The 14,286-nt window shown below is 33.1% G+C and carries 17 protein-coding genes; 5 read left to right on the plus strand and 12 right to left on the minus strand.

Annotation, left to right across the window (positions count from 1 at the left end):
• Positions 1-174: 174 nt before the first annotated feature.
• The 3 genes from gldJ to ACEN92_RS17380 all read left to right on the plus strand — a co-directional run bounded on the left by gldJ (position 175) and on the right by ACEN92_RS17380 (position 3,589).
• On the plus strand, positions 175-1,857 hold the full coding sequence (gene gldJ, locus ACEN92_RS17370) for a gliding motility lipoprotein GldJ (RefSeq protein ID WP_495639592.1): 1,683 nt from the start codon (positions 175-177) through the stop codon (positions 1,855-1,857).
• A gap of 93 nt (positions 1,858-1,950) precedes the next feature.
• Positions 1,951-3,237, plus strand: coding sequence for a UDP-N-acetylmuramoyl-tripeptide--D-alanyl-D-alanine ligase (locus ACEN92_RS17375; protein WP_495639593.1), 1,287 nt, complete (start codon positions 1,951-1,953; stop codon positions 3,235-3,237).
• A 31-nt stretch (positions 3,238-3,268) separates the two neighbouring features.
• Positions 3,269-3,589, plus strand: a complete 321-nt coding sequence (locus ACEN92_RS17380) for an MmcQ/YjbR family DNA-binding protein (protein WP_495639594.1) — start codon at positions 3,269-3,271, stop codon at positions 3,587-3,589.
• Between the two features lie 85 nt (positions 3,590-3,674).
• Here the strand turns inward: ACEN92_RS17380 and ACEN92_RS17385 are convergent, their stop codons facing one another.
• The 9 genes from ACEN92_RS17385 to ahcY form a co-directional block, all read right to left on the minus strand.
• Positions 3,675-4,286, minus strand: coding sequence for an alpha-ketoglutarate-dependent dioxygenase AlkB family protein (locus ACEN92_RS17385; RefSeq protein WP_495639595.1), 612 nt, complete (start codon positions 4,284-4,286; stop codon positions 3,675-3,677).
• Complete coding sequence (locus ACEN92_RS17390; RefSeq protein ID WP_495639596.1) at positions 4,273-4,518, minus strand: Ada metal-binding domain-containing protein; 246 nt, start codon at positions 4,516-4,518, stop codon at positions 4,273-4,275. Before ACEN92_RS17390 ends, ACEN92_RS17385 begins: the two co-directional genes overlap by 14 nt.
• A 161-nt stretch (positions 4,519-4,679) precedes the next feature.
• Entirely contained in the window at positions 4,680-5,384 is a 705-nt protein-coding gene (locus ACEN92_RS17395) for a 2OG-Fe(II) oxygenase (protein ID WP_495639597.1), read from the minus strand.
• Positions 5,384-6,136 carry an SDR family oxidoreductase gene (locus ACEN92_RS17400; protein ID WP_495639598.1) on the minus strand — a complete coding sequence of 251 codons (753 nt, stop codon included), beginning with the start codon at positions 6,134-6,136 and terminating at the stop codon, positions 5,384-5,386. The genes ACEN92_RS17395 and ACEN92_RS17400 overlap by 1 nt, the downstream gene beginning before the upstream one ends.
• 68 nt (positions 6,137-6,204) lie before the next feature.
• Positions 6,205-7,056: a bifunctional helix-turn-helix domain-containing protein/methylated-DNA--[protein]-cysteine S-methyltransferase gene (locus tag ACEN92_RS17405; protein WP_495639599.1), complete on the minus strand. Its 852-nt coding sequence runs from the start codon at positions 7,054-7,056 to the stop codon at positions 6,205-6,207.
• A gap of 190 nt (positions 7,057-7,246) precedes the next feature.
• Entirely contained in the window at positions 7,247-7,486 is a 240-nt protein-coding gene (locus ACEN92_RS17410) for a hypothetical protein (RefSeq protein ID WP_495639600.1), read from the minus strand.
• A gap of 56 nt (positions 7,487-7,542) precedes the next feature.
• Positions 7,543-8,628 (minus strand): WG repeat-containing protein, encoded by a 1,086-nt coding sequence (locus tag ACEN92_RS17415; RefSeq protein WP_495639601.1) that lies wholly within the window; start codon positions 8,626-8,628, stop codon positions 7,543-7,545.
• A 98-nt stretch (positions 8,629-8,726) separates the two neighbouring features.
• Complete coding sequence (locus tag ACEN92_RS17420; protein ID WP_495639602.1) at positions 8,727-9,326, minus strand: hypothetical protein; 600 nt, start codon at positions 9,324-9,326, stop codon at positions 8,727-8,729.
• Positions 9,327-9,674: 348 nt separating this feature from the next.
• Entirely contained in the window at positions 9,675-10,991 is a 1,317-nt protein-coding gene (gene ahcY / locus ACEN92_RS17425) for an adenosylhomocysteinase (protein WP_495639603.1), read from the minus strand.
• 324 nt (positions 10,992-11,315) lie between these two features.
• Here ahcY and ACEN92_RS17430 point away from each other — a divergent pair, with 324 nt between their 5' ends.
• Positions 11,316-11,966, plus strand: a complete 651-nt coding sequence (locus ACEN92_RS17430) for a 4'-phosphopantetheinyl transferase family protein (RefSeq protein ID WP_495639604.1) — start codon at positions 11,316-11,318, stop codon at positions 11,964-11,966.
• A 97-nt stretch (positions 11,967-12,063) separates the two neighbouring features.
• On the opposite strand, the gene ACEN92_RS17435 is transcribed toward ACEN92_RS17430, so the two are convergent.
• The 3 genes from ACEN92_RS17435 to ACEN92_RS17445 all read right to left on the minus strand — a co-directional run bounded on the left by ACEN92_RS17435 (position 12,064) and on the right by ACEN92_RS17445 (position 13,427).
• Positions 12,064-12,465 (minus strand): group III truncated hemoglobin, encoded by a 402-nt coding sequence (locus ACEN92_RS17435; protein ID WP_495639605.1) that lies wholly within the window; start codon positions 12,463-12,465, stop codon positions 12,064-12,066.
• On the minus strand, positions 12,462-12,749 hold the full coding sequence (locus tag ACEN92_RS17440) for a hypothetical protein (RefSeq protein WP_495639606.1): 288 nt from the start codon (positions 12,747-12,749) through the stop codon (positions 12,462-12,464). The genes ACEN92_RS17435 and ACEN92_RS17440 overlap by 4 nt, the downstream gene beginning before the upstream one ends.
• Positions 12,750-12,830: 81 nt before the next feature.
• Positions 12,831-13,427, minus strand: coding sequence for a Crp/Fnr family transcriptional regulator (locus ACEN92_RS17445; RefSeq protein WP_495639607.1), 597 nt, complete (start codon positions 13,425-13,427; stop codon positions 12,831-12,833).
• Positions 13,428-13,522: 95 nt separating this feature from the next.
• On the opposite strand from ACEN92_RS17445, the gene ACEN92_RS17450 reads away from it, so the two are divergent.
• Positions 13,523-14,251, plus strand: coding sequence for a phosphoglycerol geranylgeranyltransferase (locus tag ACEN92_RS17450; protein WP_495639608.1), 729 nt, complete (start codon positions 13,523-13,525; stop codon positions 14,249-14,251).
• Positions 14,252-14,286 lie beyond the last annotated feature (35 nt).

Genomic DNA, 14,286 nt, shown 5'->3' on the forward strand with positions numbered 1-14,286 from the left:
GAGTAAAAATATATTATTTAATGTAATAGTAATAATAAAAAGTATATTTTTGCGTTCGGAACTATAGGTTATTTTCTGGTAAAAAACAGCTAAATAAAATTATTAGAACAGATGTTGCTAATTAAATGTTAATTATTATATTGCAACACCTAAATTTATCACCTAAGAATGAGTATGAAAGTAAACAAAATTGTAGCCCTGCAAGTAATGATGTCAATAGTATTGATGTTTGGCACGGCTAGTTGTAGCAAAAAATCAAGTTCAAGCCGCGCTTCAAGAGCAACAGGTTGGGACGTCGATAGTCAAAACGGAACGGCTGCCAGAAATGCAGGAAAAAAACAACAGGCAGGACCTGGTTTGGTTTTTGTTGAAGGAGGTACATTTACTATGGGTAAAGTACAGGATGATGTTATGCACGATTGGAATAACACAGCAACTCAACAACACGTTCAGTCGTTTTACATGGATGAAACAGAAGTTACCAATGGTATGTATTTAGAATACCTTGAATGGTTGAAGAAAGTTTTTCCTCCTACAGAAGAAAGTTATAAAAATATTTATGCAGGAGCATCGCCAGATACTTTGGTATGGAGAAATCGTTTAGGATATAACGAAACCATGACAAATAATTATTTGAGACATCCTTCATATGCTAATTATCCGGTAGTTGGGGTTAATTGGATTCAAGCTGTTGAATTCAGTAAATGGAGAACTGACCGTGTAAATGAAGCAGTTTTAGAGAAAAATGGATATATTAAAAAAGGAGCAAAAACTCAGGATATAACTGCAGAAAGTTTATTTAATACTGAGGGATATCTAGCTTCTCCTTCTACAAGTTACGGAGGTAATGAAGAGGTAGTTTTGAAGAAAAGCCCTAATGGAAGAAGACCTAGAAAAGGAAAAGATGGTGCTGTAGAAGAACAAAAAAATGTTTATGCACAACGTTCTTCAGGGGTTATTTTACCTGAATACAGACTTCCTACTGAAGCAGAATGGGAGTATGCAGCAGCAGCAGATGTTGGGCAAAGAGAATATAATATCTATAAAGGACAAAAGAAATATCCTTGGTCCGGAGATTATACTCGTTCATCAAAACGTAAAAACAGAGGAGATCAATTGGCAAACTTTAAGCAAGGAAATGGTGATTATGGTGGAATTGCAGGTTGGTCAGATGATGGAGCAGATATTACAAATGCAATAAAAAGCTATCCTCCAAATGATTTTGGATTATACGATATGGCTGGAAACGTTGCAGAATGGGTAGCGGATGTTTACAGACCTATAATTGATAATGAAGCGAATGATTTTAATTATTTCAGAGGAAATCTTTACGGTAAAAATAAAATCGGTAAAGATGGAAAAATCGAAATAGTTACAAAAGAAAATATTAAATATGACACTTTGAGTAATGGTAAAGTTGTTGCCAGAAATCTTCCAGGTGAAATTGCTCAGGTTCCTGTTGATGAAAATGAGACCTATTTGAGACAAAATTTTAGCAAAAGCGATAATATCAATTACAGAGATGGGGATAAACAATCTTCGAAATATTATGATTTTGGAGATGCTACTGATGATAGTAAAAAGGAAGCAATGTATAATTCTCCGATGCATAATGTTACCACAGATAGTTTAGGTAACATGGTTAGAAAATATGATAATACAAGTAAAAGAACAACTTTAATAAACGATAAAACAAGAGTTTATAAAGGAGGTTCCTGGAGAGACAGAGCTTATTGGTTAGATCCTGCACAGAGAAGATATTTCCCTCAGGATATGGCAACAGACTATATCGGATTTAGATGTGCTATGTCTAGAGTAGGTGCTAAAACTGAAAGAAGAAAATCACCAAGGAATTAATTTTAGAAATTCCAATAAAAAATCCAAATTCCAAAAGCTGTTTTCAGTATGGAATTTGGATTTTTTTTTATAATTATAAAAAAAATTTATAAAATGAATATTCAGGAAATTCATGGCTTATTTTTAAAATGTAAATCTCTTTCAATTGATACACGTAAGATTGAAAAAGATTCTATGTTTTTTGCTATTAAAGGAGAAAATTTTGATGCTAATACTTTTGCGCAGGAAGCATTAGAGCGTGGCGCCTTATTTGTAATAATTGATAATCCGTCTTATTTAATTGATCATAGAACTATTCTGGTTCAAAACAGTTTAGAAACATTACAGAAATTGGCAAAATTTCACAGGTTGTATTTGAAAATCCCTATTATTGCCTTAACGGGAAGTAATGGAAAAACAACTACTAAAGAGCTTATCAATGTTGTTTTATCTCAAAAATACAATACTAAAGCTACCGTTGGAAACTTAAATAATCATATTGGAGTTCCGTTAACATTATTGTCTTTCACAAGTGAAACCGAAATTGGAATTGTGGAAATGGGAGCCAATCATAAAAAAGAAATTGAGTTTTTATGTGATATTGCACAGCCTGATTATGGTTATATTACCAATTTTGGAAAAGCACATTTAGAAGGATTTGGTGGAGTTGAAGGTGTAATTGAAGGGAAAAGTGAAATGTATAAATATCTGATAGATAACAATAAACTTGCTTTTGTTAATCTTGAAGACCCTATTCAGGTTGAAAAATCTAAGACAATAAAAACATTTACTTTTGGAATTAACAATAGTAACGCAGATGTTAAAATTAATTCAATTGAAGCTAATCCATTTGTGATTATTAGTTATGACAGCTTTATTGTAAATTCAAACTTAATAGGTCTTTATAATGCGAATAATATTAATGCGGCTGTTGCCATTGGCAATTATTTTAAAGTTGATATAAAAGATATTAAAGCCGCAATCGAAAATTATATACCAAGCAATAATAGATCACAGTTATTAAAAAAAGGAACCTTTCAGATTATTTTAGATGCCTACAATGCTAATCCGAGCAGTATGGCTGTAGCAATTACTAATTTTTTACAATTAGACAGTTCAAATAAAATAATGGTTTTAGGCGATATGTTTGAACTTGGTAATGAAAGTCAAGAAGAACATAAGATTATAGTTGATTCTTTATGCAATCAAAATGAGTCAGCTGTTTATCTGATTGGAAAATCTTTTTTCGAGAATTTTGTTCCTAATGAAAAACTCCATTTTTTTGAAACTTTTGAAGATTTTGCCGAATATTTAAAAATGAATAAATTCAAACAAGAAAGCACTATATTGATTAAAGGATCTCGTGGTATGGCTTTAGAAAGGACTTTAGATTATATATAAACCTTAAAAGTTGAGTTAAATAAAGAAGATTATGGTCTTAATTGATACTTTTAGAAAATTAGCAATGTCTTTTCCAGATGCTACTGAAGAACCTCACTTTGAGAAGACTTCTTTCCGTGTCAACAAAAAAATCTTCGCTACTTTTGATGAAAAGAATAATCGGGCAGTTTTAAAATTAAATGAAATTGATCAATCGGTTTTTTGTGCTTCGAGCGAAATGATCTTTTACCCCGTTCCAAATAGATGGGGCAAACAAGGCTGGACCATTGTAGAACTCTCAAAAGTAAGGCCGGAAATGTTCGAAGATGCGTTGATACTTTCTTATCAAAATGTTATTGCTAAAAAGAAATAATTTTATATTTCACCATTTAAGTATTCAGAAAAATTAAGAGTTAAAACTTAGTGAATCTGAATATCTAAATGGTTCAAAAAATATTCTATTTTAAATCAATAGTTCTAAATGTCAAATTTACTCTTGGCTTTGAAGTGGTTTTTGTTGAGGGCAAACGATGCAGCCAATGTGTTTGCGTAATATCTTTCATGACTAATAAACTTCCATGTTCCAGAATTAAAGAAACAGTTTCTTTGGTTTCTTTATGTTTGAAAGCAAACTTTCGTTCCGCACCAAAACTTACCGATGCAATTGCTCCGTTCTTTTTTAAGTCTTTTTCGGCATCACTATGCCATGCCATTCCTTCTTCGCCGGAATGATATAAATTCAGCAGACATGAATTGAATGTTTCTTGTGTTTTTTCTTCAATAGCAGCTTTTAATTTAAGTAATTCCTTTGTCCAGAGAAGTGCTTTTTTGGTGGTTTTGGAATAAGTATATTCAAATTCATGATCGCCATACCATGCTACTTTTCGTTTGGTTAGAATTAATTTTCCGAAGATTATGGCTTCATCGTTTTTCCATTCTATGGTATTCAATAAAATATCACGATAGAAATCGGCTTTTTCTTTCGTAAATAATTTTCCGTAATAGTTAACAGTCCCATTTTTGGGAAGCAAGTTTGCAGTTTCGTTTATTTCGGGATTAAATAAGTCCATTTTTCCAGTTTTGATATTCAGTTTTCATACAATGCCCACAAGGCCTGAAACCATTTTGTTTGGTTTCATTTTCAGATAAAAAGAATACGCGATTTTCTCTTTTCATCCTTTTTCCAGAGGAACATTTTAGCATTCCGTAGATTTTTAATTTTCGGTTTCCACCAAAACAAATTTCCGCATTTTTAATTTTAATTCGGAGATCTGAATCGGAAATTTTAATATGATAAATCATTATTTTATATGTTTGTTTATTGTAGAGGCGCACAGCAGTGCGTCTCCCGCAACAATTGTCGTCATGGATTATACGTGACGTTAGACGCACTGCCGTGCGCCTCTACAGATATATCATGCGTTGAATATTCTACATGATAACATTCTCTGCACCTTTGAACCTTAATTTAATGCATCATGAAAAATAATTCCCAATGTATGTCGTTCACCGGAATGAATTTCGCTCACACCATGTTTCATATTTACGCGATAATATCCTTTTGTTCCTTTTACAGGCCTGAAATTGGTTGTAAAAATTAAAACATCGCCTTTTTTTGGTTTTAATACAATTGCTTTAGATTGTGCTCTTGGAGTTTGCTGAGTCAATACAAATTCACCACCTGTAAAATCTCCGTCAGGCTCATTCAGGAAAAGTACAATTTGAATAGGAAAATAAATATCTCCGTATAAATCCTGATGTAAAGTATTAAAACCGCTTTTCCCATATTTTAAAATTAAAACAGTTGCTTTTAATTGATTATTGGCATGACATTGTTCCAATAATTTTTCGTGGGTTTCAGGGAAAATAGTATTGATATTAAGTGCTTTCATCCAGGTATTTGCAATTAGTGAAAGTTTTGGATAAACCGAAGTTCGAATTGTTTGAATCAAATCCGGAAGCGGATAATTGAAATATTTATATTCGCCCAAACCAAAACGATAACGTTCCATTACAACCGTTTTTCGATATAAAACGGGATTAGAATAATCTGCTTTTAAAGTTTCACATTGTTTATTATCGAGAAGATTTGGAATAATCGCAAAACCTTTCTCATGCATAGATTCAGTGATGCTTTCCCAGTCAAGAGAAGCTATTTTTTCTTTCATTATTTTGTTCTCGTTAATCCGCCATCAACTGTAAGTTCAATACCATGAATGTAAGAAGCATCATCTGAAGTAAGAAATACTACAGCTTTTGCTATTTCATATGGTTCTCCAAAACGTTTAAAAGGAAGTGTTGGGATAATCGACTCTATTGTACCTTTAATTTGTTCTTGCGAAAGACCTGTATTATTAAAAATATTAGTTTTAATATGGCCAGGACTTATGCCATTTACACGTATTTCTTTAGAAGTGCATTCAGCCGCAAATGTTTTAATAAACGATTGAACAGCAGCTTTGGCAGCTGTATAAACGGAGGTGTTAGGATGACCAACTTCGGTAAGAAATGTAGTGTTTAAAATTATTGAGCCGCCTTTTGATAGTATTGGCAGCATTTGTTGTACGGTAAAAAATGTACCTTTTACCAGCACATCAAATAACTCATCAAAATCGGTTTCAGTTACCATTTCGATAGGAGCAAATTTTCCATATCCGGCATTAACAAATAAAATATCTAATGTATTGGTATGTAAATTTATTTGATTTTTCAATTCAAAAATATCAGATAAACTTCCGGCGTTAGATACAATTCCTATTGCATTTGCTCCCAAATTACTGACCGCTTTATCTACTGTTTGCTGACTGCGTCCTGTAATAATTACTTTAGCACCATTGTCAATAAATTCTTTTGCAGTTGCAAACCCCATTCCGTTTGTGCCTCCCGTTATCAAAACGGTTTTGTTTTTAAATTTTTCCATTGTTTATTAATTTAGATTTGCAAATATTCTAAAAACAAATAAGCAGAAAAATCCGAAACTTGCGGTATTTAAATATCTGAATTAAACTGAGCACTTTCCCAACCAATTATGGCTGTTTTTCGGGTGTTTCCCCACATATAACCACCAAAAGTTCCCGATGATTGGATCACACGATGACACGGAATTAAAAATGCTACAGGATTACTTCCTATTGCAGTTCCGACAGCTCTTGAAGCATTTGGTTTTTCGATTTTTTGTGCAATCGAACCATAAGTAGACAATTGCCCCATTGGAATTTTGAGCAGCGTTTCCCAGACTTTCAATTGAAAATCTGTTCCTTTTAAATGTAGTTTTATTTCAGATAATTTACTCCAGTCATTCTGAAAAATAAATAAGGCATTTTGTTGCGCCAAATCGAGTTTTTGGGAAAATGCTGCATTAGGAAATTTATGTTTTAGATCTGCAAATCCCTTTTCTTCATTTTCAGAAAAAGCCATAAAACAAATTCCTTTTTCGGTCGAAGCCACAATGATATTCCCAAACGGACTTTTGGCAAAATTATAATTTATAAAAAGATTTTTACCTCCATTTTTGTATTCTGCGGGTGTCATTCCTTCGATATTTACGAATAAATCATGTAAACGGCTTGTACCCGAAAGCCCTGTTTCATAAGCAGCATCGAATAAAGTAGCGTGATTATTTTCTTTCAGGATTTTCTTGGCATGTTCGACACTGATATATTGTAAAAATTTCTTCGGACTTGTTCCTGCCCATTCTGTAAATAAACGTTGAAAGTGGAATGGGCTTAAATGTACTTTTTCGGCAACCTCATCAAGATTCGGTTGTTCCCGAAAGTTAGTTTTGATATAATCTATCGCTTCTGCAATGCGATTATAATTAATGTTTTCCTGTGTGTTCATTTTCATTCAATTTTATAATACAAATATCGGTTAGGTTTTGTGGTTATAAAATCCGAAACTTGCGCAAGTTTTGTGGTTTTGTACCAGTTCTGTAAAATCTAAAATTTTTTGAGTATTTAGAATTTCTTTAATGCATTGCAGTTTTAGAAAAACTATTAAAATTTACATTCACGTAAAAAGGAGGGTTGGATTACGGTTTTATTTTCTGTTTTTCCAAATTCAATTTCTCCAAAAGTTCAGCTTTGAAATTTTTTAATAAACTTTCATTAATATTAAAAGCAGTACACCAATCGATACTTTTATACAGTATATTTTCAGGTATGTAGACTGAAAGCTCTCGTATTAAATTGTCACATTCTATATCATACACATTCATTTTAAAATGAAGTATATCTTTTAGTGGATGATCTCCTGGTCCGCCTGCTGCCATGTTTTTATTTTATAAAGATGAATTGTGGATTACTTTTATTTTAATCAATTTTTCAACTATTTTAAGTCTTCATTTCCGAGTGAGATACTTATTAATTTATAACTACTTTCGGTTCTTAGAAACTCGAAATGATCTTGTTTGGCATTTTTATTTTTGGGGGTAATAACGATATTTTTTACCGGATACATCCATTCTTTTGGCTGATTGCAGTTGTTAAAATACTGCTGATATTCTTTTTCTTCGTAAATAAATTGATTCAGTCCTTCACTAAAAATGGCATAATCACAGTTTGCCGAATTCAGATCGGATAATTTCTTTTTGATTTGTTTGTAATTACGATTTAAGAATACAGTTTTTGACTCGCTTGTCCATCCGTTGGGTTCTTTCCAAAACGTTATTTTATCATTGGAAACCTGAAGAAGACTTTCTTTGGATACGTTTTTAAGCAAATTGTTTTTTACCCAGGATTTGAATTCCTTGTCAAAATTAATGAAGGAATAATATTGTCCGTCAACACCCATAAAATTATCCCGTATCGGATCCTGATTTTTTTCTTTAGATTTTTCTACCGAATAAAAATTCAATTCATCATTATAACCGAAATTTTCTATTAGAATTTTATTATTGGTGTCAATCAGATATTCTTTGCCTCCGGACCAGCTAAAGTGACCATCGTCACCAGGTTCCATTATTTTTTCTGCCCCTTTTAAGGTTATAATCATTCCGTTTCTAACTTTAGTTAAAGCACTGTATTGGGCTGGAATTATGATTTTACCATCATGATTAAATATTCCCATCTTGTCTGTTTTCGGATCTCTAAAACGGATAAAACCTTCATTCTCACAATCTGGACCATTGTCAAAAGTATACAAACTGTCAATACCTACTATTTTTCCTGTTTTGGTAAGATAATAGCTTTTCCATTTCTCATTAACTTCTTCTGTAACGGCAACAATATCATCAAATTTATTGGCAGAAGTCAATCCCATAAATTTAGGTTCAATTTTGATTTTGCCTTCCAGATCCTTAAAACCAATATGTGTAGTGTCCTTATCCCAAAAAGAAATCCAGGTGTTTTTATTTTGGGCGAATAGATTGCAGCCTGTAAAGAGAAATATATAGATAAAAATAAGTTGCTTCATTAAAAAGGTATTTCTAGTAAATATAAGACAAAGCTTTTGAAATGAAAATCCTTGCAGGAACTGAATTCATTCCAATTTTCTGTAAGAGCTTATTTGTATTATTGTGATAGTGTATATTTCGTTTTCTCCTTCTTCTTTTTCTCTTTTTCTTCTGTTTTGGTCTTTTTCTCTTCTTCGTGTTTTTTGGTTAATTCTTCTTTTTCCAGCTTAGCAGTTTCTACTTCTTTTTTTAGATCTTCAATTTTTTTAGAACGAGTTTCTATTTCAGTTTTTGTTTTACTTAATTTTTCTTCAGATTTAGCTATCTGCTTTTTAGATTTTTCGATACTTTTTTGTTGATTGTTATCTGGATTGTTTTGAAGATCGCTTAATTTATCTTGTTCATTTTTTAAATCAACTTCTTTTTCTTTTGATTTTTCTTCCAGTTTTTTCAGTCTTCGTTCTTCTGTAGTTAATTTGCTTTCTGCAGTTTCAATTCTATTTTTTGAATGCGACATCATGTACCGCATTTGTTGTTGTTGCATATTTATTTGTCGTTCACGGGCCCATTGTGCATTCTGATTGTTCATTTGTTGATGCATATTTCTTGATTGTTGTTGCTGAATTTGCATAGAATTATTTAGCGTGTTCATATTATACTGAGCTGTTGCAAGAAGTGGAAAGGTGATTAATATCATCAAAATAAGGCGTGTTCTCATAATTTGGTTTTCGGTTGTTTATTAATCAAATGTATATTTATATTTTAAAAAGTTATATAAAAAATCTGATTAATTTCAAAGTTCCTGATCACTGTTTGCGTGAGGGATAGCAGTAAGCTGCCGAAGCAGCACGAATAGCCCGACAGCATTTAAGAAAATGCCTAATGAGCACAAAGTATATTAGGCATTTTTTTAAATGGTGGCACGCCCAAATAAATTTGTAGATTCCTGATTTTAGATTAAAAGACAAAACCCGACAGGTTTTTAAAAACTGTCGGGTTTGAAATATGTATTAATTAAGAAATCCAGATTTAGAATCTAAATCTAAGATCAGAAATCTAAAATTTACTAGTATCTGTAATATTCCGGTTTGAAAGGGCCTTCCACCGGAACACCAATATAAGCAGCCTGATCATCACGCAAAGTTTCCAATTCAACTCCTAATTTAGCTAAGTGCAAAGCAGCCACTTTTTCATCTAAATGTTTTGGCAACATATAAACGTCATTGTTGTAAGCAGCGCTGTTTTTCCATAATTCGATTTGAGCCAAAGTCTGGTTTGTAAATGAGTTACTCATTACAAAACTTGGGTGACCTGTAGCGCAACCAAGGTTTACCAAACGACCTTCAGCCAAAATGATGATATCTTTTCCTGCAATAGTATATTTGTCAACCTGAGGTTTGATTTCGATTTTAGATTTACCGTGGTTTTTGTTTAACCAGGCCATATCAATTTCATTATCAAAGTGACCGATGTTACAAACAACCGTTTTGTCTTTCATTTGCTCGAAGTGCTCTCCAAGAACGATATCTTTGTTTCCTGTAGTAGTAATGATGATATCAGCAGTAGCAATTACAGTGTTTAATTTTTTAACTTCATAACCGTCCATTGCAGCTTGTAAAGCACAAATTGGGTCAATTTCAGTAACCGTTACAATAGATCCGGCACCTCTGAAAGAAGCAGCAGTTCCTTTTCCAACATCACCGTATCCGCAAACGATAACTCTTTTTCCGGCTAACATTAAGTCAGTTGCACGACGAACTGCATCTACAGCAGATTCTTTACAACCGTATTTGTTATCAAACTTAGATTTAGTAACAGAATCGTTAATGTTGATTGCAGGCATTGGCAACGTTCCGGCTTTTACTCTTTCGTAAAGTCTGTGAACACCAGTTGTAGTTTCTTCAGACAATCCTTTGATTCCAGGAACCAATTCAGGGAAACGGTCAATAACCATATTTGTTAAATCCCCGCCATCATCAAGAATCATGTTCAATGGTTTTCTGTCTTCACCAAAGAATAAAGTCTGCTCAATACACCAGTCAAATGATTCTTCGTCAAGACCTTTCCATGCATACACCTGAATTCCGGCAGCAGCAATAGCAGCAGCAGCCTGATCCTGAGTAGAGAAAATGTTACAGGAAGACCAGGTAACCTCAGCACCAAGAGCAATTAACGTTTCGATCAAAACAGCAGTTTGAATCGTCATGTGCAAACATCCTGCGATACGGGCACCTTTAAGAGGTTGTTCATCTTTATATTCAGCACGAAGCGCCATTAGACCCGGCATTTCAGCTTCAGCCAGTTCAATTTCTTTTCTTCCCCAAGCCGCTAGAGAAATGTCTTTTACTTTGAAAGCCACATAAGGCGTAGTTGTAGTACTCATTTATAGTATATTTGTATTGTAGAATTTTTTGCAAATTTACGGAATAGCTTTTGAATTTTTACTAAATTCTGTAAGATTTGTGAAATGTTTAATTTCTTAATCTTTAGAATATTAGTCGATTAGTACAATTATCATATTGGCGTAGTCGAAATAAGAAGCTAATCCTGCTGTCCGCTATATCTTTTCCCGGCTAAAGAAGCCGGAAAAAGGATGCCGTTCCCATCAGGGCTAAAAAAAAAAGACCAGACATTAAATTACAACTTAAATTTCCAAAAGAAAAATAATTCATAATTCACAACTCATAATTCATAATTAAAAGAAGTAATGCCTTTATTTAAAACCATACACTGCAACGAAACGACCAAAATTTTAATCTGGGAAATAACAGAATCTCTCGAGGAATTATTGAGCAAAGTGGTTTTAAAGGAAAAAACGCAGCGCAGGCTGGACGGAATGAAATCTCAGTCGCATCAACGTGCTTTTTTGAGCGTTCGGATGCTGATTCAGGAAATGGGTTTTACAGATAAAGATTTGCATTATGATGAATTCGGGAAACCATATTTTGATTGTCATAATTTTATTTCGATTACACACTCATACCACTTTGCAGCCATTATCATCAGTCATGAAACGGTTGGAATTGATATGGAATTACAGCGCGAAAAAATCCTCAAAATCGCTGATAAATTTGTCGATACCGAATTTGAGTACTTAAATGCAAATGTTTCAGAAGAATATGTAAAAAAACTTACTATAATCTGGGGTGCCAAAGAAGCAATTTTTAAAATCAGAAATGAAAAAGGTATCAGTTTTAAAGATCATATCAGGGTTGGAGATTTTTCTTTGGATAAAAAAGAAACCCTGGCCAGCCTTCATTTTGATGATTTGATTAAGGATTTTAACGTGTACTACGAAGAAATAAAATCCGATAATTCAGACCAGAATTTTACATTGGTTTACGCTTTCGAAAAGTAAAATTTCAATATAAAAAATTCCAAATTCCAAAACTCACGACAATCTTGTTATTTCGACCGAAGGGAGAAATGACAAAAATGAGCTTAATCTAAAAGTTCTAAAGTAGCTCATTCATTTTTTTTCGATGTTCAAACATACTCAAAAACAAAAATGTTCCCATTTTTTGGGCACGACGTTTTAGCGTTACTACATTTTCGCCTTCAAAATGTTCGTCTAAGGTTTGAAGCCAATAGTTCAGCCATATTCCAAATTCGTTTGAGGTAATTTTGCCTTCAAAATGCGCATCAACTTCATTATGAACAGCATTGGGATTTCCGCTGTATTTTTTTACTGCAAACAAATTGGTTTCCCAAAAATCAGTCAGTTTTTCTAAATGCGCGTCCCAATCTTTGATCATTGTATTAAAATAAAAACCAATTTCTTCATCGGCCCTTATTTTAGAATAGAACTGATGTACTAAAAATTCGATATCAGTTCTGTTTTCTATTTGTTTTTTCATAATATAAAACTGTTCAGAAATATAAATAAAACACTCAAAAAAGCACTTATAAGAATAAGGTTAAAAACCAATTTATGTTTCATTTGTGCCAAAATTGAAGTATTTACAAAGATACAAGCTAATACAATAATAGCCAATTGAATCATTTGACCAATTGATGTTCCGTGTGAAAGAATATACATGGCAGCTGCTGCACCCAAGCAGCTTTGGCCAATGACAGCCATTGTTGCAGAACCAATATAACTTTTGTTGAAATTTTCGAATGTTGTTTGATATAGTGTCATGATATTGAGATTTTTATATCACAAAGATACATGCACTATACCGCTGCATTTTATGACTTAAATCATAAAACAAGAACTGTTTTATCTGTATACTTTTCTATTAATTATCTTCAAAACACCTTTCTTTTCCAGAGCTTTGATTGTTCTGATTACGGTTTCTACACGTAATCCGGTCAAATCACCAATTTGTTGTCTTGTAAAATTGATGAGATAGCCATTTTCATCTTTTTTAAAGTTAAAATAAGCAATTCCGTGATCGATCAGTTTTAAAACCCGATGTTCCGGTTCCTGAGTTGACATTTCTGCCGCCATGACTGATTTATAATACAAACGCTGGGCTAAATTCTCAATTATTTTAAGGCTGACTGCAGGATTTTCTTCCAGCAGTTTCATGAAATTTGATTTTGGCAGACAAAGAATTTGTGTGTCTTCTACGGCAACCGCGCTTGCAGGATAATTTTGATTTAAAAATAACGGCGGCTCACCAAATGACTGATCTTTATAAAAAATTCCCTGAATAAATTCGCGTCCGTCATCATTGTAATTGTTCATTTTTATTTCACCGGAAACAATCTGATAATAATGTGCAGGCAGTTTTCCTTCTTCAAAAACAGTTGAAGTTTTTTCGTAAAACTTGTTTAGGGCACCATATTTTTCTAAAAGATCGACAGCAATCATACTTTGTTTCTTTGGTTATCAAAAGCTATTACGCAAATATAATTCATTCAAAATAGTTCTTCTGCATTAAAAAACTTTTACTTTTACGCCCAATTATGAGACAAAAAATATCCAATATCTACCAGCAAATTATTCAGGCCAAGATTGATGGGCAAAAACTGCTTGCCATACTTTTAGATCCGGACAAAATTGTTTGGGAAAATTTAGATCATCTTTTGCTTAAAATAAACCAATCGCCTGCAACCCATATTTTTGTTGGCGGGAGCATAGTTCAGACTACTATTTTAGAAGATTTAATGACGGAATTAAAACAAAAAACAATGTTGCCCGTTATTATATTTCCGGGAGATCCTTCGCAAATTTCATCTCAGGCTGATGCCATTTTGTTCTTGTCTTTATTGTCCGGCCGAAATGCTGATTATTTAATTGAATATCAGGTTCAGGCAGCACCAATTCTCAAAAAAACAAACCTCGAAGTTATTTCAACAGGTTATATTTTAATAGAAAGCGGTAATGAAACCGCAGTAGCAAGAATAAGCAAAACGCAGCCTCTCGATCGTCAGGATCTTGATTTGGTTTTGGCAACTGCACAGGCCGGCGAAATGTTAGGGAATAAATTAGTGTATCTCGAAGCGGGGAGTGGCGCAAAACAACCTGTTCCGTTGGAAATGATACAGCTAATCTCTCAAAATATTGAAATCCCGATAATCGTTGGAGGAGGAATTACAAATCTGAAAGGGATTCAAAAAGCATATAATGCAGGTGCGGATTTAGTGGTCATTGGAACAGCTTTTGAGAATAACAGCCATTTTTTTGAATTATAAGATTCAAAAATAACAACCAAAATAAAACCGCTAAA

The organism is Flavobacterium sp. Flavsp81 (genome assembly GCF_059491325.1).